This window comes from Eikenella sp. HMSC061C02 (genome assembly GCF_001809035.1).
Classification (GTDB): domain Bacteria; phylum Pseudomonadota; class Gammaproteobacteria; order Burkholderiales; family Neisseriaceae; genus Eikenella; species Eikenella corrodens.
Window position 1 is genome coordinate 13,710 of record NZ_KV795530.1, and the last position, 21,197, is coordinate 34,906.

The 21,197-nt window shown below is 57.4% G+C and carries 20 protein-coding genes; 3 read left to right on the forward strand and 17 right to left on the reverse strand.

Annotation, left to right across the window (positions count from 1 at the left end; genetic code table 11):
• Positions 1-52 precede the first annotated feature (52 nt).
• The 7 genes from xth to yihA all read right to left on the reverse strand — a co-directional run bounded on the left by xth (position 53) and on the right by yihA (position 5,404).
• The gene (xth, locus tag HMPREF2541_RS02140) at positions 53-820 is read right to left on the reverse strand and encodes an exodeoxyribonuclease III (protein WP_003822047.1); all 768 of its coding nucleotides are present in this window, start codon (positions 818-820) and stop codon (positions 53-55) included.
• 99 nt (positions 821-919) lie between these two features.
• A complete protein-coding gene (iscX, locus tag HMPREF2541_RS02145) occupies positions 920-1,114 on the reverse strand; it encodes a Fe-S cluster assembly protein IscX (RefSeq protein ID WP_003822048.1) in 195 nt (64 codons plus the stop codon).
• A gap of 54 nt (positions 1,115-1,168) precedes the next feature.
• Positions 1,169-1,510, reverse strand: coding sequence for an ISC system 2Fe-2S type ferredoxin (gene fdx / locus HMPREF2541_RS02150; protein ID WP_003822051.1), 342 nt, complete (start codon positions 1,508-1,510; stop codon positions 1,169-1,171).
• Between the two features lie 103 nt (positions 1,511-1,613).
• A complete protein-coding gene (gene mltB, locus HMPREF2541_RS02155; protein WP_141744179.1) occupies positions 1,614-2,669 on the reverse strand; it encodes a lytic murein transglycosylase B in 1,056 nt (351 codons plus the stop codon).
• Between the two features lie 114 nt (positions 2,670-2,783).
• Entirely contained in the window at positions 2,784-4,061 is a 1,278-nt protein-coding gene (locus HMPREF2541_RS02160) for an N-acetylmuramoyl-L-alanine amidase (protein WP_003822053.1), read from the reverse strand.
• Entirely contained in the window at positions 4,031-4,513 is a 483-nt protein-coding gene (tsaE, locus tag HMPREF2541_RS02165) for a tRNA (adenosine(37)-N6)-threonylcarbamoyltransferase complex ATPase subunit type 1 TsaE (protein ID WP_003822055.1), read from the reverse strand. The genes HMPREF2541_RS02160 and tsaE overlap by 31 nt, the downstream gene beginning before the upstream one ends.
• 231 nt (positions 4,514-4,744) lie before the next feature.
• Positions 4,745-5,404 carry a ribosome biogenesis GTP-binding protein YihA/YsxC gene (yihA, locus tag HMPREF2541_RS02170; protein ID WP_003822057.1) on the reverse strand — a complete coding sequence of 220 codons (660 nt, stop codon included), beginning with the start codon at positions 5,402-5,404 and terminating at the stop codon, positions 4,745-4,747.
• Positions 5,405-5,501: 97 nt separating this feature from the next.
• On the opposite strand from yihA, the gene HMPREF2541_RS02175 reads away from it, so the two are divergent.
• The 3 genes from HMPREF2541_RS02175 (at position 5,502) to HMPREF2541_RS02185 (ending at position 7,313) form a co-directional block, all read left to right on the forward strand.
• A complete protein-coding gene (locus HMPREF2541_RS02175; RefSeq protein ID WP_003822060.1) occupies positions 5,502-6,140 on the forward strand; it encodes a c-type cytochrome in 639 nt (212 codons plus the stop codon).
• Positions 6,141-6,407: 267 nt separating this feature from the next.
• The gene (locus HMPREF2541_RS02180; protein ID WP_049257674.1) at positions 6,408-6,761 is read left to right on the forward strand and encodes a YgiW/YdeI family stress tolerance OB fold protein; all 354 of its coding nucleotides are present in this window, start codon (positions 6,408-6,410) and stop codon (positions 6,759-6,761) included.
• Between the two features lie 183 nt (positions 6,762-6,944).
• Positions 6,945-7,313, forward strand: coding sequence for a PepSY domain-containing protein (locus HMPREF2541_RS02185; protein WP_003822062.1), 369 nt, complete (start codon positions 6,945-6,947; stop codon positions 7,311-7,313).
• A 97-nt stretch (positions 7,314-7,410) separates the two neighbouring features.
• Here the strand turns inward: HMPREF2541_RS02185 and HMPREF2541_RS02190 are convergent, their stop codons facing one another.
• The 10 genes from HMPREF2541_RS02190 to HMPREF2541_RS02235 form a co-directional block, all read right to left on the reverse strand.
• Positions 7,411-8,229, reverse strand: coding sequence for a class I SAM-dependent methyltransferase (locus HMPREF2541_RS02190; RefSeq protein WP_003822063.1), 819 nt, complete (start codon positions 8,227-8,229; stop codon positions 7,411-7,413).
• A 216-nt stretch (positions 8,230-8,445) separates the two neighbouring features.
• Positions 8,446-9,549 carry a 3-phosphoserine/phosphohydroxythreonine transaminase gene (serC, locus tag HMPREF2541_RS02195; protein WP_035579778.1) on the reverse strand — a complete coding sequence of 368 codons (1,104 nt, stop codon included), beginning with the start codon at positions 9,547-9,549 and terminating at the stop codon, positions 8,446-8,448.
• Positions 9,550-10,061: 512 nt separating this feature from the next.
• The gene (ilvN, locus tag HMPREF2541_RS02200) at positions 10,062-10,553 is read right to left on the reverse strand and encodes an acetolactate synthase small subunit (RefSeq protein ID WP_035579885.1); all 492 of its coding nucleotides are present in this window, start codon (positions 10,551-10,553) and stop codon (positions 10,062-10,064) included.
• The gene (gene ilvB / locus HMPREF2541_RS02205; protein WP_003822071.1) at positions 10,553-12,331 is read right to left on the reverse strand and encodes a biosynthetic-type acetolactate synthase large subunit; all 1,779 of its coding nucleotides are present in this window, start codon (positions 12,329-12,331) and stop codon (positions 10,553-10,555) included. The genes ilvN and ilvB overlap by 1 nt, the downstream gene beginning before the upstream one ends.
• 420 nt (positions 12,332-12,751) lie before the next feature.
• Positions 12,752-14,791 carry an ATP-dependent DNA helicase RecG gene (gene recG / locus HMPREF2541_RS02210; protein WP_035579781.1) on the reverse strand — a complete coding sequence of 680 codons (2,040 nt, stop codon included), beginning with the start codon at positions 14,789-14,791 and terminating at the stop codon, positions 12,752-12,754.
• A gap of 206 nt (positions 14,792-14,997) precedes the next feature.
• The gene (scpB, locus tag HMPREF2541_RS02215; RefSeq protein ID WP_003822075.1) at positions 14,998-15,591 is read right to left on the reverse strand and encodes an SMC-Scp complex subunit ScpB; all 594 of its coding nucleotides are present in this window, start codon (positions 15,589-15,591) and stop codon (positions 14,998-15,000) included.
• A 65-nt stretch (positions 15,592-15,656) separates the two neighbouring features.
• Positions 15,657-16,592: an Imm51 family immunity protein gene (locus HMPREF2541_RS02220; protein WP_070541522.1), complete on the reverse strand. Its 936-nt coding sequence runs from the start codon at positions 16,590-16,592 to the stop codon at positions 15,657-15,659.
• 25 nt (positions 16,593-16,617) lie between these two features.
• Entirely contained in the window at positions 16,618-17,673 is a 1,056-nt protein-coding gene (alr, locus tag HMPREF2541_RS02225) for an alanine racemase (RefSeq protein WP_003822077.1), read from the reverse strand.
• A 208-nt stretch (positions 17,674-17,881) separates the two neighbouring features.
• Positions 17,882-18,835, reverse strand: a complete 954-nt coding sequence (locus HMPREF2541_RS02230; protein ID WP_070541525.1) for a peptidylprolyl isomerase — start codon at positions 18,833-18,835, stop codon at positions 17,882-17,884.
• A complete protein-coding gene (locus HMPREF2541_RS02235; RefSeq protein ID WP_246824964.1) occupies positions 18,832-21,183 on the reverse strand; it encodes an LPS-assembly protein LptD in 2,352 nt (783 codons plus the stop codon). Before HMPREF2541_RS02235 ends, HMPREF2541_RS02230 begins: the two co-directional genes overlap by 4 nt.
• Positions 21,184-21,197 lie beyond the last annotated feature (14 nt).

The window sequence follows — 21,197 nt, forward strand, 5'->3', positions numbered from 1 at the left end:
AAAGGCTACCTGAAATTTTTCAGGTAGCCTTTTTTATTGCGGCAACGATGTGCTATTCAAACTCCGCCCACACCGGCGCATGGTCGCTGGGGCGTTCCAGCGCGCGCGGGGCGGTGTCTACGCCGGCGGCGGCAAGGCGCGGCAGCAGGGCTTGGCTGGCGAGGATGTGGTCGATGCGCAAGCCGAGTTTGCGGCGGAACATATTCATGCGGTAGTCCCACCAGGTGTAGAGCGGTTCGGCGGGGTGCAGGCGGCGCAGACTGTCGGTGAGGCCGAGGTCGAGCAGGGTTTGAAACCAGGCGCGCTCTTCAGCGGAGCAGAGGATTTTGCCCTGCCATTTTTCGGGGTCGTACACATCCAAATCGGCGGGGGCGATGTTGAAATCACCGAGCAGCACCAATTCCGGGTATTGCGCCAATTCGCTGCGGATAAATTCGGCCAGCGCGGCAAACCATTGCTGCTTATAGGCAAATTTCTCGCTGCCCACGGCTTCGCCGTTCACGCAATATACATCCACCACGCGCACGCCGCCGATGGTGGCGGCAATCACGCGCCGCTGCGGGTCGTTGGGCAGGGCGGGCAGGCCGGTGTGCACGTTTTGCACTTCTTCTTTGCTGAGGATGGCCACGCCGTTGTAGGTTTTCTGCCCGCTCCACACGGCGCGGTAGCCGAGCATTTCGAAGGCGGAAAGCGGGAACTGGTCTTGATCCAGCTTGAGTTCTTGCAGGCAGAGTACGTCGGGCTGATGCTGAATCAGCCAGTCGCTCACGTGCGGCAGGCGCACTTTGAGGGAGTTTACGTTCCAAGTGGCGATTTTCATGGCGTTTGCTTTCGGAATGAATTTTTCAGGTAGCCTGCATCGATAGTGAGGCTACCTGAAAATATGCGCTTCAACGGAATTGAAACATTGGCTGGCGGTTTACTCGGCTTCGTCTATCCAAGCCTGTTGCACGGCTTCGAGAATGCGCTCGCCGCAACGCTGCGGGTCGTCATCAAACTCGGGCAAATCGAGGATGAGCTGGCGCAGCTGGGTGAAGCGGACGGTTTTCGGGTCGATGTCGGGATGGCGGTCGAAGAGTTCTTCGGCAATGCGTTGGGTGTCGGTCCATTTCATGATGAGGCTACCTGAAACTAGATGTGTACGGCCGGCGGCTGGGGAGCGCCAAGCTTAATGATGTTCGCGGGCGTGGTTGATGGTGTATTTGGGAATTTCCACCACGAGGTCTTCGCCGGCCACTTTGGCCTGGCAGCTCAAGCGCGATTCGGCTTCCAAGCCCCAGGCTTGGTCGAGCAGGTCTTCTTCGATTTCGCTGGGTTCTTCCAGGCTGTCGAAGCCTTGGCGCACGATCACGTGGCAGGTAGTGCAGGCGCAGGATTGTTCGCAGGCATGCTCGATTTCGATGCCGTTATCGAGCAGCAGGCTGCAAATGCTTTCGCCTTCGGGTGCGTTTTCGATGATTTTACCTTCGGGGCACAATTCGCTGTGCGGCAAGACGGTTACTTTGGGCATGGTGTGTGCTTTCTTAGCTGAATTTTTGAGTAGCGTATTGTAACGGAAAAGGCTACCTGAAAACAGTTGATTGCTTTTCAGGTAGCCTCTATTGCAACGGGGCTTACAGCTTGCCGCCGCCCACGCCGTTGGCAATTTCGCTCACCGCGCTCACATACAGGCGGCTGTGGTTGTATTGCCAAACGGCGAAGAAATTGTTGAGGCCGATATAGTAATCATACTGGCCTGGCGCGGTTTCCAGGCGGAACAGCACGGCTTTTTCGTGGTCGGCCACTTCCTCCAGCGGCGTTACCCCCATCCGACGCAGCTCGCCCACGGTTTTATTCAGCGCGGTTTTTTCATCAATCAGCGCCAGCAATTCCGGCGTGGGCACCATCGACACCGGCACCATTACCTTGCCGCCGCGCTGCCAGCCGTGCGCTTTCAGATAGTTGGCCACCGAAGCCGCCACATCCGGCACGCTGCCCCAAATGTTGCGCTGGCCGTCGCCATCGTAATCCACCGCCCATTTGCGGTAGCTCGACGGCATAAACTGCGGCATCCCCATCGCCCCGGCATAGCTGCCGGTGAAGCTGAACGGATCGCGTCCTTCTTCTTTGGCCATTAGCAGGAATTCATGCAGCTCCTGCTGGAAAAACTCGCCGCGGCGCGGGTAGCCGAACGCCAGCGTGGGCAGAGAATCGGCCAGGCGGAAGCTGCCCATATTGCTGCCGTAGTTCGTTTCGATGCCCACAATCGCCACCAACACTTCCGCCGGCACGCCGTATTCGCGCGCCACTTGGTCGAGCACTTGGCGGTATTGCTGGTAGAAGCGGCGGCCGCCGTTGATTTTGCCCGCACCGGCATTGCCGCTGCGGAATTCATACCACGGGCGCGATGTGCCTGGGCGGTTCATGATGTTGACAATATTACCCTTATACACCGACTGCGCGAAAAACTGCTGCAACTGGCCTTCGCCCATCACACCCAATCCGGCCTGCTGCCGGATAAAGCGCTGTACCTCGGCATTTTGGCTGAACCCAGTTTCCGATACCGGCAAGGCCGATGCGTCCGGCACCACCTTCTGCGCCTCCGGCACAGGCGGAATCGGCTGTTCGCTACTGCATGCGGCCAACACAAACAAAACGGCTAAAGCGGGGGCAAATTTCAATTTCATCATGATTTCCAAGCAAACAAACAATGTATGAAGTGTAGCACAGGCATCCAACCCGGCGCGAATGCAAAGGCTACCTGAAAACTTTCAGGTAGCCTTTAACGCTTGCCGGTCAAGCAGCTAACGTCTTGCCACCGCGGCCGTGGCCAGATATTGCTGTGCCCCGGCGGCAATGGCGCGGGCGGCTTTTTGGCGGAACTGGCTGCTGGCCAGCATCCGCTCTTCGGTGGGGTTGGAAATGAAGGCAGTTTCCACCAAGATCGACGGAATATCCGGCGCTTTGAGCACGGCGAAGCCGGCCTGATCCACATGGCCTTTGTGCAGGCGGTTGATTTTGCCCATTTCGTCGAGCACCGATTTACCCAGGCGCAGGCTGTCGTTGATGGTGGCGGTTTGCACCAGGTCAAACAGCGTGTGGTCCACCTGCCGGTTGCCGCTCACGCGGATGCCGCCAATTTGGTCAGAGGCATTTTGCGATTGCGCCAGCCAACGGGCGGCGGCGCTAGTGGCTCTGCCCCGGCTTAAGGCATACACGCCGGTGCCGCGCGGCTGCGGCGTGGTGAAGGCATCGGCATGAATCGAAATGAAAATATCGGCTTTGCGGCTGCGCGCCTTGGCCACGCGCACACCCAGCGGAATAAACACGTCTTCGTTGCGCGTCATGTACACCTGATAGCCGAGCCGCTCCATTTCGCGTTTGGCTTCGCGCGCAATCGAAAGCACCACGTCTTTTTCGCGCAGGCCGCTTGGGCCGACCGCGCCGGAATCTTCGCCGCCGTGGCCGGGATCGAGCATCACCACCAACTTGCGGTTGCCGCGCCTGTTGCCGCCGGCATGGTTTTGCACCGGCGGCACGCTGGTGGTTTGCGCCTGCGCGGTGGCGGTACCGTCTTGGCGAATACGGCCGTTGGTGTAGTCTTGCAGAAGCGCCATCAGCGGGTCGTTGGCTTCCTGTGCCAGCGCCACAGCCTGGGTGGGATAAAGGTCGATCACCAAGCGGTGTTTGAAATTGGCCACCGGCGTGAGTGCGAACACTTGCGGGTTCACGGCGGTTTTCAAATCCATCACCACGCGGATGGTGTCGGGGTTGAACTGCCCCACGCGGATGCCGGCCACATAAGGATCGCTGCGGCTGAGCTTCTGCGGCAGGCTCTGCACCACGCTGTCTAGGCTCGCGCCCTGAATGTCCACCACCAGGCGGCGCGGGTTATCCAGCAGGAAATATTTATGCTGCAGGGGACGGGTGGATTCGAGCGTGGCGCGGGTGTAGGAAGAGGCCGGCCAAATGCGCACGGCCACAAACTGCGGCGTGCCGTGTGCTTCGCCCGTGGGCACAATGCTCAGGAGCAGCAGGCCGGCGCCGCTGCTTAGGAAAGTTCGGCGGGTAAGTTTTGCCATAATTTGATAAGTTGCTTGCCGTTTTCAGAATCGGCGGAAAGAGTACAGACACGGCCGCTGCCGCTGTTTTGCAGGGCGATGCGCAAATCGGCTGCGGGCGCAAAGCCCTCGGCACGTTGCGGCCATTCGATGAAATGGAGGGTGGGCTCGACAAACAGTTCGCCCAGCCCGGCATCTTCCCACTCTTCCGGTGCGGCAAAGCGGTATAAATCGAAATGGTTTACCGCCAGGCCGTTTGGCCGGTAGCTTTCCACAATGGCATAAGTGGGGCTTTTCACTGCGCCCGCATGCCCAAGCCGGCGCAAAATAGCGCGCACCAGCGTGGTTTTGCCCGCACCCAAATCGCCTTCCAGCCACACCACCAGCGGTGCGGCCAAATCGGGCGCGATTCGATTGCCGAAGGCTTCGGTAGCGGCTTCGCCGTTGAGAAAGAGAGAGAGAGAGTTTTGCATGCGGCGGATTATAACCTGAAATACTGTTGGGAAAGTTTAAGCCATGCGGCCTTCAGCCAGCTTGTTGCTGCTGTTTTGGCAGCTTTTCAGGTAGCCATAACTGAGGCTACCTGAAAAGCTGATTTCATTCTTTTGTGAGATACCGCTGCAATATTGTATACAGCGCCGCTTCACCCTATAGGAAATTCATTGCTGCAACTAAAACCAATCGGTTTCCGGCTGCTTCATGTTTCAGGTAGCCTCTTCTCCGCTTTCGGCAACCTGTTCGCTCTCCGGCAGGGCATGCTCCGCCTCCCATTGCGCAAACCATGCAGCCACCACGGCATCCACTTCCTCCATACCCTGTTTTTTCAGGCTGGAAAACAGTTGCACACCTACCGCTTGCCGCTCGGCAAAAGGCTGGAGGGCGCGGCGCACGGCAGCGAGGGTTTTAATCTGCTCGTTTTTGGAAAGTTTGTCGGCTTTCGACAACAAAATATGCACAGGTTTGCCGGTGCTGGCAAAAAATTCCAGCATTTGCTTGTCAAGCTCCTTGAGCGGATGGCGCGCGTCCATCACCAACACCAACCCGATAAGCTGGGCACGGGTTTGCAGGTAACCGCCAAGCAGCTGTACCCAATGCGCGCGCACGGCTTCGGGCACTTGGGCATAGCCGTAGCCGGGCAAATCCACCATATAGTGCCCATTAGCCAAGCTGAAGAAGTTGATATGCTGGGTGCGGCCTGGAGTTTTGGAAACATAAGCCAGGCGGGTGTGGGCGGTGAGCGTATTGATAGCGCTGGATTTGCCGGCATTACTGCGCCCCACGAAGGCGATTTCAGCAGGGGTATCGGGCAGGTCTTTTAAGTGATTAACGGTGGTATAAAATTTAGCGTTTTTAAAAAGCGGCATGGCTGGAACAAAAAGTAAAATTTAGTATAGAATACCACGTTTATAAAAACAGAGTATTGGGCGGCGGCCTCCTGCCCCGCCGATTTGGAGCATATACATGAAACACACTACCTTAGCCGGCCTGTTGCTGGCCGTTTCCGGCTTCACCTTGGCTGCACCGCCCGCCGCCGACATGAACAACGGCAAGCGGGTGGTTGATACGGTGTGCGCTGCCTGTCACGGTGCAGACGGCAACACCAATATCGCCACCTATCCGCGCCTGTCGGCCCAACATCCCGCCTACATCATCCAGCAAACCCTAGCCATCAAAAACGGCGACCGCAACACCGGCGCAGCCGTTACCATGCGCCCGCTGGTACAAAACCTGAGCGACAAAGACATCTCCGATGCTGCCGCCTACCTCACCCGCCAAATCCCGAAATCCGGCGAAAGCAATCCCAAAGAAAATCCTGAACTGGGTGCGCGCATTTTCCGCGGTGGCTTGCCGGCCAAAGGTTTGCCGGCCTGCATGTCGTGCCACGGCCCTGGCGGCGCAGGCATTCCGGGCAATCAAACCCTAAAAGACGGCGCAGTAGCCTACCCGCGCCTGGCCGGCCAACACAAATCTTATGTGGTGGATCAACTGCGCTCCTATCAAAGTGGCCAACGCACCAACTCCATCATGGGCGACATTGCCAAACGCATGAGCAACGAAGAAATGGATGCCGTAGGCAACTTTATTCAAGGTTTGCAATAAGCCGTACCATTCCGTCCGGCCGTATTCCGCAATGGATACGGCCGGATTGTTTTACGGCGGATGGAATTGAAACCCATGTGGCGGTGGCTCGCCTTGTCCTGATTTAAAGTTCATCATAGCCAGCCTTTTGCCGGTTGGCATAATTTACATTTTTTCACGCAGCCCTAATTTTCCGCTAAGCTTGCCTGCCTATAATGCAAGCCATCAACTCAGGCAACACCGGTTGTCGCTTTTACCTCCCCCCAATCTTGAATAAAGGAAAAAACCATGAAAAACGCTCTGCTCCTCACCGCCCTATTGGCCGTATCCGCCACCGCTTCTGCCGGCTTCTCCGAAAATGGCCAAGCACCTGGCTACCAAAACAGCGTAACCCGCGTTTCTGCACTGCGCAGCGTGCCGGACGACAGCTACGTTACATTGGAAGGCTACATCGAACGCCAAGTGCGCCACGAACACTACATCTTCCGCGACGCCAGCGGCCGCATCGAAGTGGAAATCGATAACGATGTATGGCGCGGCTTGAACGTTACCCCACGCGACAAAGTGCGCCTTGAAGCCGAAATCGACCAAGACTGGCATGGCACCGAAGTGGACGTAAAAGCTGTTACCCGTATCCAGTAAGCAATGAGGCTACCTGAAAGCGAAGCTTCAACGCAGTTAAAATGAACGAAGTGAGTTTCTGCGAAGCTAACGCGCAAGCTTCAAGTTTAAACAAACACATTGAGTTTCGCTTAAACTGCCGCTATATTTTTCAGGTAGCCTGTTTCGTTTTCTCCAATCTCTTAAACTGTGAAAGGAAAGCCAATGTCCGCACGCAAATCCTCCCTCCTGTTGCTGGCAGCCACCATCATGGCCGTTTCCCTGCCCGCCCTGGCCGACCACGACGATTACGATGATGACGACTACCATCACCATCGCTACTCACAAGAGCATCGGGCACGCCGCAGCCATCAGCCCAGCCGCTATCGGCAGGCCGGCTATATTTCGAGCACCCGCGCCGCCAACATCGCCGCCCGCCACACCCGTGCCCGCGTAACCGACGTGGACCTCACCTCCTGGCGCGGCCGCCGCGTGTATGAAGTGGATTTAGACGGCCGACGTGGCGATTATGAAGTGATTGTGGATGCCCGCAGCGGCCGCATCCTCTCTTCCAAATTCGATCCCGACGATTAAACCGCTTGCCTATCCGACGTATAAAGGCTACCTGAAAACGAGCAACACAAGTTTTCAGGTAGCCTTTATTTCCACCCAAGCAAGGGCAAGAGCGCACTTACTCAATCCGATAGTGCAACATGCGGCTGCTTTCGCGGATAACGCGCACCAGGCGCATAATCAGGCTGGAAACGAAACCGATTCGTTTCCATTCGGCAGGGAAATCGCCCACGATGTAGCGGTTGGAAATGAAGTGCAGATTGTCTGCCCATTGCTCCGGCTTGCGTTCGTTGTCGCAAAAGGATTCAAAGCGGGCGCTAACGTGCTTCATGGCATCGTGGCGGGCAGAGTTTTTCACTGTCCAACTGTTACACATATCGAAGGCGATTTCACTGCCGTGGAAACGGGCGGCCAGGTCTTGGAATAAGGTGCGTACCATTTCATTGGAAAAATACATCAGCACGCCTTCAATCACGAACAGGAATTGGGCATCGGGGTGGCGGGCATGCAACTCGTCCATCCATGCGGTGTCGAAGGCGGAGGCAGCAATCAGGGTTTCGTTGCTTTGCGGCGGCAGGATGGCACGCCGCCATTGAATCACGTCTTCCAAATCGAGCTGATAAAACGGCACGCCGTCTGCTGCGCTGCCGATACGTTCGCGGCGGCTGTCGAGCCCGCAGCCGAGGATAACGACCACCGGACGGCTTTGGCGGCGGATGAAATCGGCAGTGAGCTGGTCGAAATAGCGGGCACGGATGGCGGTGCCGATGAGGGTGGGCTTGGCGCGGTCGAACTTGGCAAAATCATATTCGATCTGCGGCACCAGCCGGCAAGCAGCGGGATCGATAAGGATGGGGTTGGCCTGCTGGGAGGCACGGTATTTCATATAGAGCGGAATCAGCAGGGTTTCGCTGATGGCGTTTTCGATTTTAATCATAGCGTTCTCCTGGGTATTACACCAAATAAAAGGCTACCTGAAAGAATTTCTGCAAAGTTACAACGAGGCTGCCGCAAAATAAAAACAGAGGCTACCTGAAAATAATTATCAGGTAGCCTCATTATACGCCTATCGCCAATGCCCTGGCTTTCCCTATGGCACAAGCTCACTTTGTATGAAAAAACAATTATTTCAGCGAAATATATTCAACACGCATCAGCCATAGCGCTTCTGAAATTCACGCATAAATTCAATCAGCGCTTCTACCCCTTGCAAGGGCATGGCGTTGTAGATGCTGGCACGCATGCCGCCCATGCTCTTATAGCCGCCCAGCAGGCGCAGGCCGCGGGTGGTGGACTCTTGAACGAAGAGTTCGTCCAATTCCTTGTTGCCGGTGGTGAAGATCACGTTCATTTTAGAACGGGCAGCAGGCGCAACGCGGTTGCGGTAGAAGCCGCCGCTGTTGTCGATGGCGGCATACAAGGTTTTGGCTTTGAGGGTATTGATGGTTTCCATCTGCCCTACCCCGCCCTGCGACTGCAACCAGCGGAACACCAGGCCGGAAATATAGATGGGATAGGTGGCGGGGGTGTTATACATACCTTGGCGCTCGATGTGCGAACGATAGTTCCACACATCGGGCACGCGGCTGGAACAACGCTCAAGCAGGTCTTCGCGGATGATGACGATGGTGGTGCCGGAAGGGCCGATATTTTTTTGCGCACCGGCATAAATCACGCCGAAGTCAGCCACATTGACGCGGCGGGAAAGAATTTCGCTCGACATATCGCACACCAAGGGCGGCATGTCCGTACCCAGTTTGGGCACTTCATGATATTGCAGGCCGTGCACGGTTTCGTTAATCACGAAATGCACGAAGGCGGAGCTCGGGTCGATATCCCAAGACTCAACCGGCGGCAGGTCGGTGTAATCAAACTGCTCGCCGCCATGCGCGGCCAGATGGATGTTTACATCCGACAATTTGCCCATTTCATGATGGGCGATGCGGCTCCAGTTACCGCTCACCACGGAATCGACGCGCTTGAAGCCGTTGCTCAAGTTCATTACGGTCATGTTGAACTGTGCGCTGGCGCCGCCTTGCAAAAACAAAACTTTATAGTTATCGGGAATATTCAAGAGCTGGCGCAAATCCTGCTCGGCATGATAGAGGATGCTCATGAACACATCAGAACGGTGGCTCATGGTCATCACGGAAAAGCCCGTGCCGTTGTAGTCGAACATTTCGCTTTGCGCAGTGCGCAATACGGATTCGGGCAGCACGGCCGGGCCGGCGGAGAAGTTGTAAATCGGGGTATCCACAGTAAAAACTCGATTGAAATTGCGGCAGGATGCCTTAATGGGTGGGGATTCTATCGTTTGCAAACCTGTTGCAGCAAGGATTTTCGCCATTTCCCACCAAACAGCATGGCAGTGAAAAACTATTCATTAACTACAATTTCAAGCTTATAAAAGTGATTTCCTCTATTTATCCAGTCTAAACAGAATTTATCGCCAGCAATTCAATAGCAGTAAGTGAAGCCCACCCTGTCGTTATTTTGGTCTTCAGTATGCGTTGCAGTGGCGAGTTTCAGGTAGCCTGTGCAGCAAAAGGCTACCTGAAAACCCATTTGCGCTTTCAAACAGCCTTTCATATAGTGGATTAACAAAAATCAGGACAAGGCGGCCGAGCCGCAGACAGTACAAATAGTACGGCAAGGCGAACCAACGCCGTACTGGTTTTTGTTAATTCACTATAAATATTTTCAGGTAGCCTGCTTGGTATACAGGCTACCTGAAAATTCACAGCGGGCTTTAAACCAGACAAACAAACATCAAATCTTCAAAATCCGCTCACCACGACCGATGCCGGCGGCGCCGGTGCGCACGGTTTCCAGAATCAAGCCTTTGGGCACGGTTTCGAGGAAGCTGTCGAGCTTGTCGCTGGTACCGGTGATTTCAATCACATAGCTTTTATCGGTTACGTCCACCACCTGGCCGCGGTAAATATCGGTGAGGCGCAGGAGCTCGTCGCGGTCTTTGCCCAAGGCGCGCACTTTTACCAACATCAGCTCGCGCTCCACATGGCGGCAATTGTTGAAGTCGATTACTTTCACCACTTCCACCAGCTTGTTGAGCTGTTTGGTAATTTGCTCAACCACTTGGTCGTTGCCGCGGGTAACGATGGTCATGCGAGACAGGGTTGGGTCTTCGGTGGGGGCTACGGAAAGTGCGTCGATATTGTAACCGCGCGCGGAAAACAGCCCCACTACACGGCTCATGGCGCCGGATTCGTTCTCCATCAGAATGGATAAAATGTGTCGCATCATGGCACGCTCCTTGTGTCGTAGTGGCGGTCGGTTACTTCGTTTACATCGGAATCGGCTTTGCGCTCGCGCATATGCGGCGGCAATACCATTTCATCCAAACCTTTGCCGTTGCCCACCATGGGGAAGACATTTTGTTTGCGATCCACCACGAAATCCATAAACACCAGCCTGTCTTTCAGCGCGAGGGCTTCGCGCAGCGCGCCTTCCACGTCGGCCGGTTTTTCAATGCGCATGCCCACATGACCGTAGGCTTCGGCCAGTTTCACGAAATCGGGCAGCGTGTCGAAATAGGTTTCGGCTTCGCGGTTGCTGTAATACAGCTCCTGCCATTGGCGCACCATGCCGAGGTAGCCGTTGTTCAGGCAAATAACCTTCACCGGCAGATTGTATTGTTTGCAGGTAGCCAGCTCTTGGATGTTCATCTGAATCGAGCCTTCACCGGTAATGCAGCAAATATCGCGGTCCGGCGCGGCTAGATACGCGCCCATGGCATAGGGCAGACCCACGCCCATGGTGCCCAGGCCGCCGGAATTGAGCCACTGACGCGGCTGGGAGAAGGGGTAATACTGCGCGGCAAACATTTGGTGCTGCCCCACGTCGGCAGTGATGATGGCGTTGCCCCGGGTTACTTCGGCCAGGGTGCGCACCACCTGCTGCGGCAGGATAATGTCTTCATGCGGCTCGATGGCGAGGCAGTCGCGGCTGCGCCAGGCTTCGATGCGCTGCCACCATTTTTCCAAATTGGCCGGATTAAACTGCAACTCCTGCTTGCGCCACAGCCCGATCATTTCCTCCAACACGTTTTTCACGTCGCCCACAATCGGCACGTCGGCCTTCACGCGCTTGGCGATGCTGGAAGGATCGATATCGATGTGGATGATTTTCCTCGGCTGTTCCAGGAATTTGGCCGGCACGGAAATCACGCGGTCGTCAAAACGCGCGCCCACGGCCAAAATCACATCGGCATTGTGCATGGCCAGGTTGGCCTCGTATGTGCCGTGCATGCCGAGCATGCCGAGGAAGCGGCGGTCGGAAGCGGGATAGCCGCCCAAACCCATCAGCGTGCCGGTACAGGGAATGTTCAAAAGCTGCACCAATTCGGTGAGCTGTTTGGCCGCATTGCCCAAAATCACGCCGCCGCCGAAATACACCAGCGGGCGTTTGGCCGCCGCCAGCATCTGCACCGCCTTTTTAATCTGGCCGATATGGCCGTGCGTAACCGGCTGGTAGGAACGGATAAAAATATCTTCCTGCGGATAGCTGAACTTAGAAAGCGCCTGCGTAGCATCTTTGGTGATGTCCACCACCACCGGGCCGGGGCGGCCACTCTGCGCGATTTGAAACGCCTTTTTGATGGTGGGCGCGATTTCGTCCACCTCGGTAACCAAGAAATTGTGCTTCACGCACGGGCGGGAAATACCCACCATATCAATTTCCTGAAACGCATCCGAGCCCACCGCGGGCGAAGGCACCTGGCCTGAAATCACCACCAGCGGAATGGAGTCGCTATAGGCCGTGGCAATGCCGGTGATGGCGTTGGTGGCGCCCGGGCCGGAAGTAACCAGCGCCACGCCCACCTCGCCGCTCACGCGCGCATAGGCATCGGCGGCATGCACCGCAGCCTGCTCGTGGCGCACCAGGATATGCTCGAATTTGTGGAGTTGGTAGATAGCGTCGTAGATTTCCAAAACCGCGCCGCCAGGATAACCGAACACGTATTCCACGTTTTCGGCCTTAAGACTTTGCACCAATATTTGTGCGCCTGATAATTGCATCAAACCTCTCCTTTTATGCACATCAGCCGACAGTCGGCGGCAGCTTTACCTCGGCATGGTAATGCGCTGGCTGAAGCCGGGCGGATTTAAGGTACGCAAAACGGCAACAACCGGTAACAGTCTGCTCGCCGCACCCATCGGAAGAGATGCGGGGTTTATGTAAAAAAAGGAAAATCAAGATACCGCAGCACGGCATAAAAAACAAGGGTGGGCGGGAAAAATACTGCACCATAGGCATGATTAACTAGCTAACGCACAGCAATCACTAAGAAAATGCCACTTCACTTAAAAAAGCGGAAATAAGCTATCGAATAATATCGGCAGGCAGCTATGCTGCGAAAACAAAGGCTACCTGAAACTGTAGCTCCGCAGAAACTCGTCTTCCTGCGGAAACCTCGTTTTCAGGTAGCCTTTGCCTGTTCACACGCCCAAATAGCCTTCGCGGCTGGCCAGCCAGCGTTCCAGGTGTTTTTCTACAATATCGGGGTGGCGGGCGATGAGTTCGGGGGCGATCCGGCGGGCAGCTTCCAAGAGGGGCAAGTCTTGCTCCAGATCGGCGAAACGCAGCAGGGGCAGGCCGCTTTGGCGGGCGCCGAGAAATTCGCCGGGGCCGCGGATGTTGAGGTCTTGGCGGGCGATTTCAAAGCCGTCGGTGTTTTCGTAGATCACTTTGAGGCGGGCTTTGGCGGTGTCGCCCAAGGGCTCGGCAAACAGCAGCACACAGCTGGATACCGCGGCGCCGCGCCCTACCCGGCCGCGTAATTGGTGCAGCTGGGAAAGCCCCATGCGCTCGGCGTGTTCGATCACCATCAGGGCGGCATTGGGCACGTCCACCCCCACTTCGATCACGGTGGTGGCCACCAGCACATGGATGCGGCCGGCGGCAAATTCAGCCATCACGGTGGCTTTCTCCGCGCTCTTCATGCGACCGTGCACCAGGCCGATGGTGAGCTCGGGCAGGGCGGCCTGCAGCTCGGCGAGCGTATCGGTGGCGGTTTGCAGCTGCAGCGCTTCGCTCTCTTCAATCAGCGGGCACACCCAATAGGCCTGCTGCCCTTTTTTACAGGTAGCCAGCACAAAGCCTTCCACTTCGTGGCGGCGGATATTGTTGACCAAACGGGTTTTAATCGGCGTGCGGCCGGGCGGCAACTCATCGATGATGGAAACATCGAGGTCGGCAAAGAAGCTCATGGCCAGCGTGCGCGGGATGGGGGTGGCGGACATCATCAGCTGGTGTACGTCGCAGCCTTTGTTTTTCAGGGCGAGGCGCTGCGCCACGCCGAAGCGGTGCTGCTCATCCACAATCACCAAGCCGAGGTTTTGGAAAGATACATCGTCTTGAAACAGGGCGTGCGTGCCCACGGCCAAACGGATGCGGCCATCGGCCAGCGCGGCTTTGGCTTGGTCTTTTTCTTTCTTTTTGAGGCTACCTGAAAGCCAGGCCACGCTGATGCCCAGCGGCTCGAGCCATTGGCGGAATTTGATGTGGTGCTGCTCGGCAAGGATTTCGGTGGGTGCCATCACGGCTACTTGTGCGCCTGCTTCGATGGCGGCCAGCGCAGAGAGCGCGGCCACGATGGTTTTGCCGCTGCCCACATCCCCCTGCAGCAGGCGGTGCATCGGGTGCGGCTGCGCCAAATCTTGGCGGATTTCGGCCAGCACGCGATCTTGAGCAGCGGTAAGGGCGAAGGGCAGGCTCTGCACCAGCGTCTTGGCGAGACTGCCGTCGCCCACCAGCGGCATGGCCTGCCCACTGAGTCGATGCGCACGAGCCAGGCGCATGGAAAGCTGCTGGGCGAGCAGTTCGTCAAATTTCAGCCGCTGCCAGGCAGGCAGGCTGCCGTCCGACAATTGACCGATGCTGTATTCGGGCGGCGGTGCGTGCAGAAGATGCAGACTTTCGGCCAGCGGCGGCAGCTTGAGCTGGGCAAGCAGGCTTTCAGGTAGCGTGTCGGCCAAATCGGTTTGCTCGAGGGCTTGGCGGATAATGCGGCGCAGCGTGGGCTGGCTGAGGCCGGACACGGTGGGATACACGGGAGTGAGGCTCTCGGCCAGGCTTTGGCTTGCCGCATCGCGGATTTTGGGGTGCACCATTTCGTCGCCGAAAAAGCCGTGGCGGATTTCGCCGATGGCGCGGATGCGTTTGCCCTTGGCGAGCTGCTTTTGCTGGCTGGGGTAGAAATGGATAAAGCGCAGGTGCAGCACGCTGCCGGATTGGTCGTGGATTTGGGCAATCAGCTGGCGGCGCGGGCGGAACTGGATTTCCTGATGCGCCACTTCGCCTTCCACTTGGCAGGATACGCCCACGGGCGCGTCTTTGATGGGGGTCAGGTGGGTTTCGTCTTCGTAGCGCAGGGGCAGGTGCAGCACGGCATCCCACAGGCTGCGGATATGCAGCTTGGCGAGCTTGCCTGCGGTGGCGTCGGTGAGCTTGAGTTGTTGTTTGAAATCGGCGCTCATGGGGAAGGCTACCTGAAAACGAACGGAGTGAGTTTCTGCGAGCTAAAGCGTGAGCTTCAACGAAGTTAAAACGAACGAAGTGGTTTTCTGCGAAGCTAAAGCGTGGGCTTGTGCAGCGCAGAAAGATGGCGGGATTGTACTGGAGCAGATGTTTTTCAGGTAGCCTTCATCAGGCTACCTGAAAATATTGGCCGCGCTTGAATGCCCTATTCCGCAGCCTTTTCTTCCGCCATTTCTTCTTCTGCCGTTGCCCCGTGAACACCCAGCTCAGGCAACACCAACTCGCCCAGTTCGGCCAGGGGCGGCAGGGATTCGAGGGTGTCGATTTGCAAATCGGTGAGAAAGGTTTTGGTGGTGGCCCACAGGCTGGGGCGGCCGATGGTGTCGCGCTTGCCCACGCTTTCTATCCAGCCGCGTTCTTGCAGGGTTTGCATCACGTTTTGCGACACCGCCACGCCGCGGATGGCTTCGATGTCACCGCGCGTGACCGGCTGGCGGTAGGCGATGATGGCCAAGGTTTCCATCACGGCGCGGGAATATCGCGGCGTGCGCTGCTCTTCCAGGCTGCCGAGCCGCTCGAAGGCGGCAGGGGCTACCTGAAAGCGCCAGCCCTCGTGGGTGCGCACCAGTTGCAGCGCCCTGCCCTGCCAGCGCTGTTGCAGTGCTTCGAGCACGTCTTCGAGCTTATCGGCAGAAAGCGGCGGTTCGCACAAGTCGCGCAGGCGGCGTTCGGGCAGCGGTTCGGGCTGGGTGAGCAACGCGGCTTCGATCAGGCTTTCGGGGGAAAGGGTATGCGGCATGGGTGGTTTGATGTGTATTGGGCGGGTTTGGCAAAACGTCGGGGATGTATGCCGGGCTGCTTTTTTCAGGTAGCCTGCTTCCATTCTTCACGGATTGCATTGATGGCTTTATCGTCAAATCTCCAGAGGAAAATATCTTCGGCTTTGTCTTTGGGCTGATCCTGGCGCAGAAGGTATTCGGCAGCTTCGCGCACGGCTTTGGCTTTGTCATGGAGCAGCGGCTTAACTTTTTCCACATCAAATTCATACAGGAATAACAATCCGTACAGCGCCGCGTAACGGAATGCGGCTTTTTTGTGCGTCAGGGCTTGGTAGAAGGCTTCGCGGCAACGCAAATCGGGCAAGTGCCAGTCGAAAACAGATCTAAGGGCATAAAGTATTTCCAAATGCAGCTTTTCGCCGGGCTGATGCGCCAGTACGTCCAGCAACAGGCTGATAAGGTGCGGGTGGGCAAGATAGCTGTCGGCACGACGGCGGGTTTGGCTGCGGGCTTCGGATTCGATGCGTTTGACGGCACGGATTTTTTCTTCTTCCGTGCCATTCTCCAGCGCGGCTATATAGCCTGCATGGACAGGCGACAGGGCGGAAAACGGTACGTTATCGAGAAATTCCTGCTGTTTGGCTGGGTCGAGGCGCAGGATGAAGCCGCGCAGCAGCAGATTATCGGTACGTTCGACGGAGATTTTGGGCTTGGCAGCGGCAGGGGCGGTGTGCTGGCTTTCTTCTCCGCTGATTTCGCGCAGGGCTTGGCACAGACGCAGCAGACTTTCGCGGTTGGCGGAATAGGCGCAAAACATACCAGCTTCGGAATCGAAGTGCAGCTCTTTAATTTGATGCTGCTTGGCAAGTTTTTTGGCGAGCTGTTGTAGGCCATAGCCTGCGCAACCTTTATCACCGAAATAGCTGTCAAAATAGTGGAAATCAGAGGTAATAACAGTGTCGTAGTCGGTTTGCTGCTCTTCGCGGTTGATGAAGATGCAGGGGAAGAAAGGGTTGCTCATATTTCAGGTAGCCTTAAGCCATTGCTCAATCTTGATACACATAATGGGCCCGCTTGATATGGCACAGCAGCTCGTAGGAAATCGTCCCAGCAGATTGGGCCACGGTGGCTACGGAAACGGCGTCGCCCCACAGCTCCACCTCGCTGCCCACGCCTTGGTGGTGGTCGAGCTCGACGGCGAGCATATCCATGCTCACGCGGCCGATGAGGCGGCTGGGCTGGCCGTTTACGGTGAGCGGGCAGCCGTTTTGTGCGGTGCGGGGGTAGCCGTCGGCATAACCGCAGGCAGCAATGCCGATGCGGGTGGAGCGTTCGGTGATGAAGGATGCGCCGTAGCCGACCGGCTCGCCGGGCTGGAGGGTACGTTCTGCAAAGATGCGGCTGGTGAGGCGCATCACGGGTTTGAGCTCGGGGCAGGCGCCGGGGAAGGGTTCGATGCCGTAGAGGGCGATGCCGGCGCGCCCCCAGTCGCGTCGGGCGGCGGGGTGGGCGATGATGGCGGCGGAGTTGGCGAGGCTCTGTGCGCCGGACAAGCCGGCCACGGCGGTGTCGAAGGCGGCCAGCTGGGCGGTGGTCATCGCTTGTTCCGGCTCGTCGGCGCGGGCGAAGTGGGTCATGTTCACAATATGCGCCACCTGCGGGCTTTGGCGCAGGGCTTGGTGGGCGGGGGCGAAGTTTTGCGGGAAGAAGCCCACGCGGTGCATGCCGGAATCCATTTTCAGCCAAACGGTTACCGGCTCGCGCCAGCGGTGTGCCAGCAGGCTTTCGAGCTGCCATTGGTTTTGTACGCCCGGCCACAGGCGGTATTCGTCTACCGCGGCGTATTCGGCGGGCTCAAACACGCCTTCGAGCATCACGATGGGCGCGCTGACGCCGGCTTGGCGCAGTTCGATGCCCTCATCCAGCGTGGCCACGGCGAAACCGTCGGCCAAATCGGCCAGCGCACGGGCGCAGCGCACGGCGCCGTGGCCGTAGGCATCGGCTTTCACCACGGCGAGCATTTTGTTGCCGTGCAGGCGTTTGAGCAGTTGGTAGTTGTGGCGCAGGTGGCTGAGGCGGATGGTGGCGGTGAGCGGGCGCATGATGATTCTCTTCTATATTAGCTTTTGTTACTTGGGTTTACGGGTTTCAGGTAGCCTTGAAGGCTACCTGAAAATAAGAGTGGCGTTGGCAAATGCACGCCAATTTGTAGCAGCAAGCTTTAGCCAAACCTGATGCTACCTGAAACTTTCAGGTAGCCTGTAAATTGGCCGCAAAGGATAGGCCAATCATCCCCTACGGCCAATCCGCCTACTGCATCCGAATGGAAATAAAGCTGTTTTGATGCAGCTGCTGGAGCAGGCTCTGCATGGCGGCTTGGGTTTTCTGGGCAGCGATGGCATCGTGTACGCCGGCGCGGATGCGGGCATCGGGCGTGTTCGGCGTGCGGGCTTCCACCAGGCGGATCACGTGCCAGCCGAACTGGGTGTGTACCGGTGCGCTCACCTGACCGGGTTTCAAACCGCGCATGGCACGTTCGAACTCGGGCACGGTTTCGCCTTCGGAGAGCCAGCCCAAATCACCGCCATTGGCAGCACTGCCGTCTTGCGAATACTGACGCGCCAGGGCGGAAAAATCGGCGCCGCGTTGGGCATTTTGCGCCAGGCGTTGCGCCAGCCGCTGGGCACGCTCGCCTTGGCTGGCAATCAAAATATGCTGGGCATGGTATTGGGTTTTGGGTGTGGCCTGCGGCAGGGTAATGCCTTGGGCACGGGCTCGGGCGATGGCGGCATTGATTTCGTCTTCGCTCACTTTGGCCTCGCCGGCAGTCTGCCCCTGCTGCACGCGTTGAGCAATCATGCTGTCGCGCACTTGGCGGCGCAGGGCGGTTTTGTCGATACCGAAGCGGGCTTGGGCAGCTTCAAACTGAGCCACGCTTTGGCGGCGGGAAGCGGCGATACGGGCAATTTCGGCTTCCACTTCGGCATCCGGCACTTGGATATTGTTGCGCCGGCCGGCCTGCACCAAAAGTGATTGGTTCACCAGCTGCATCAGAGTTTGCCGCTGCAATTCCTGCTCGGATACTTGCGTGCCGCGCGGCATTTGGCTGCGAGTGTGGGCCACGGCCTGATCAAGCTCGCGCTGGGTGATGACTTCGTTCTCCACCACGGCCACGATGTTGTCTACCGACCGCACGGTGTTAGCCGAGGCTACCTGAAAAGCCAGGCTCATGCCCAGCGCCAAAACCAAAGTTTTCATTTTCATTTACGCATTACCTCATCAATGTTGGTGTAGCCAGGAATAGACTGGCGGATTTGTTCAAAAGGATTGTTGCCCAAGCTGCTCAAGTCGCGCAGGCGCAGCTGGAGGAAGAAGGCATTTTTGCTGGAATTCACGCCGTTCACATAATGCTGGCCGACGGCGCTCAGGCTCCAGCAGCCGCAGCCGCTGATGTACTCCATGCCCAAAAGGTGTTCCACCGGCTTATGTTCGCTGAAGGAATAGCTGTGGCGGCCCACCAGATAAAGATTGCGGCTCACCGGCCATTGGAAATACACGTCGGCCCGGCGTACTTTGCCGTACATGTCATCGTAAATTTCGCCATGGCGGCGATATTGATAGCGCGCACCCACGGTTTTGCCGGGCTCAGGGCTGTAGCGCAGGCCGAAATGATATTTGGCCGCGGCATTTTGGCTGGTGTCGTAGTGCACTTCGCTGTTCAGCCAGATATTGTCGTTTACCCGGCCGTCGGCAAAGGCCAGCAAATCGGAATGGCCGCTGCGCCGCTGCACACGGCTGCCATCAAGCAATACGTCGTCACGAGTGAAATACAGGCGCTGGCCAAGGCCGGCGGAGAAACGCTCTGCGCCATTCCGGGCATCATACAGGCGGGTTTGCACCGCCATGGTGAGGAAGTTGGCAGCGTTGATGCGGTCGTGGCCGGAGAAACGGTTCTCGCGGAATAGTTGGCTGTAATTGAAACTGTTTTCGGCAGTATCGAACAGCGGAATATCGTTTTGCTGCTTGGTGGGGATGTAGGTGTAGAACAGGCGCGGCTCTAAGGTTTGCACATAATCACGCCCCTGCCAGCTGGCTGGCCGCTCAAACACCATGCCGCTATCCACACTGAAGGTGGGCAATATACGGCTGAAATTGTGTGCCTGCGCGCCGTTATGGCTGTCTAGGTTGTAATAAGTGGCGTGCAAGCCAAGCTTGGGTCGGACATAGCCCCAGCTGCGGTTGAATTCCGCGCTTACACTGGGGTTAAGCACCAAACGGCCGCCTTCCTGTTTGCTATCGTGGCGGAAGTTGCTGTATTGGCCAAACATTTGGAAGTTGACGATACCGAAACGCTTCTGCCATTGGCTGCTTAGGCGCGGCAACAGGGAATAAGGTTGGTCGCCTTTGTAGCCGTCGGCATTGGCCAGGGTTTGGTATTTCTGCACGGTGGCATAGCTGTCGAAGCGGCCGGTCCACAATTCGGTTTGGTGGCGCAGCCACAGCTGTCGGTTGAGGTTGACATTGGCGGCGATGTCGGTGCGGTTGTAGAAATCGCGGTAGTAGTCGTCATCGGATACTTGGTGGAAATCCACACCACCGCTGAGGGTGCGGCTGAATTGGTGTTGGTGGTCCCAATCGATTTTGCTGCGGGTGTCGTGTTGGCTGAGTTGGTCTGCGGGCAGCACGGCCAAGCTGATGTCGCCCTGGTATTTGGGCTGCAGATAGCGGAACTGACCGGCCAGCTGCAGGCCACGCCGGCTATAGAGCTTGGGGGTGAGCGTGAAGTCGTAGCTTGGAGCTAAGTTGAAATAATAGGGGGTAGTGATTTCCACACCATCGGAGCCGGCTTTAAAGGTGGGCACTAAAAAGCCGCTTTTGCGGTTGCCGTTGAGCGGAAAATCAATCCACGGCGTGTAAAACAGCGGCACACCACCCACCACCAGCGAGGCATTGCGCGCCACGCCGACATTGCGCTCGTAGTCCGCTTCAATGCTTTTGGCACGGATATACCAGCTCTCATCGCCCGGATTACACGTGTTGAAGCGGCCGTTTTCCAGTCGATAACGGTTTTCGCCGTCCATACGCAGGGTTTGGCTGGTACCCTGCAGGCGGCGGCCGCTGCTGCTTTCGGCTTCAAAGCGGGCATTGGTGGCCTCACCCTGGCGGGTGTCCATCTTATAACGCAGGCTCTCGCCGCTCACGCGCCCGCCGCTCTGCTCCAAGGTGAAGCGGTCGCCAGCCTGCACGGTATCTTGCGGCTGATTGTAGTCAATCCATTGCGCATTAAGCACCTGGTTGCCACGCTCCACCACCACATCGCCCTCGGCACGTACGCGCACATCGCTCTGACCGATCACACGGTCGGCATTCACGCGGGTGGCACCTTCGGCCAATGCGCCTTCGCCGCTGGTTTTCACCGGCGCAATCATCTGTTTGGGCGCGTCCGGCCGGTGGCAGGCCGCACCGCCCTCTGCCGCCAGCGACAACGGCTCGGCCTGCAGCAGAGCCGGCAGGCTCAAACCGGCCAACACAGCGGCCGCCATCGGGCTCAATCGGAAAAAGCAAGACAAAGAATCACCCCAATTTTTCACAGCGGGTTTAAAATGGCGCATATTTTAACCCGAAA

Coding starts and splice junctions, on each gene's coding strand:
- yihA (WP_003822057.1), bottom strand. CDS start 5,404: ATGCCGCTTTTTAAAAACGCTAAATTTTATACCACCGTTAATCACTTA.
- HMPREF2541_RS02180 (WP_049257674.1), top strand. CDS start 6,408: ATGAAAAACGCTCTGCTCCTCACCGCCCTATTGGCCGTATCCGCCACC.
- xth (WP_003822047.1), bottom strand. CDS start 820: ATGAAAATCGCCACTTGGAACGTAAACTCCCTCAAAGTGCGCCTGCCG.
- tsaE (WP_003822055.1), bottom strand. CDS start 4,513: ATGCAAAACTCTCTCTCTCTCTTTCTCAACGGCGAAGCCGCTACCGAA.
- scpB (WP_003822075.1), bottom strand. CDS start 15,591: ATGCCGCATACCCTTTCCCCCGAAAGCCTGATCGAAGCCGCGTTGCTC.
- HMPREF2541_RS02220 (WP_070541522.1), bottom strand. CDS start 16,592: ATGAGCAACCCTTTCTTCCCCTGCATCTTCATCAACCGCGAAGAGCAG.
- recG (WP_035579781.1), bottom strand. CDS start 14,791: ATGAGCGCCGATTTCAAACAACAACTCAAGCTCACCGACGCCACCGCA.
- fdx (WP_003822051.1), bottom strand. CDS start 1,510: ATGCCCAAAGTAACCGTCTTGCCGCACAGCGAATTGTGCCCCGAAGGT.
- iscX (WP_003822048.1), bottom strand. CDS start 1,114: ATGAAATGGACCGACACCCAACGCATTGCCGAAGAACTCTTCGACCGC.
- HMPREF2541_RS02175 (WP_003822060.1), top strand. CDS start 5,502: ATGAAACACACTACCTTAGCCGGCCTGTTGCTGGCCGTTTCCGGCTTC.
- HMPREF2541_RS02185 (WP_003822062.1), top strand. CDS start 6,945: ATGTCCGCACGCAAATCCTCCCTCCTGTTGCTGGCAGCCACCATCATG.
- HMPREF2541_RS02190 (WP_003822063.1), bottom strand. CDS start 8,229: ATGATTAAAATCGAAAACGCCATCAGCGAAACCCTGCTGATTCCGCTC.
- HMPREF2541_RS02160 (WP_003822053.1), bottom strand. CDS start 4,061: ATGGCAAAACTTACCCGCCGAACTTTCCTAAGCAGCGGCGCCGGCCTG.
- ilvB (WP_003822071.1), bottom strand. CDS start 12,331: ATGCAATTATCAGGCGCACAAATATTGGTGCAAAGTCTTAAGGCCGAA.
- HMPREF2541_RS02230 (WP_070541525.1), bottom strand. CDS start 18,835: ATGAAAATGAAAACTTTGGTTTTGGCGCTGGGCATGAGCCTGGCTTTT.
- ilvN (WP_035579885.1), bottom strand. CDS start 10,553: ATGCGACACATTTTATCCATTCTGATGGAGAACGAATCCGGCGCCATG.
- mltB (WP_141744179.1), bottom strand. CDS start 2,669: ATGATGAAATTGAAATTTGCCCCCGCTTTAGCCGTTTTGTTTGTGTTG.
- alr (WP_003822077.1), bottom strand. CDS start 17,673: ATGCGCCCGCTCACCGCCACCATCCGCCTCAGCCACCTGCGCCACAAC.
- HMPREF2541_RS02235 (WP_246824964.1), bottom strand. CDS start 21,183: ATGCGCCATTTTAAACCCGCTGTGAAAAATTGGGGTGATTCTTTGTCT.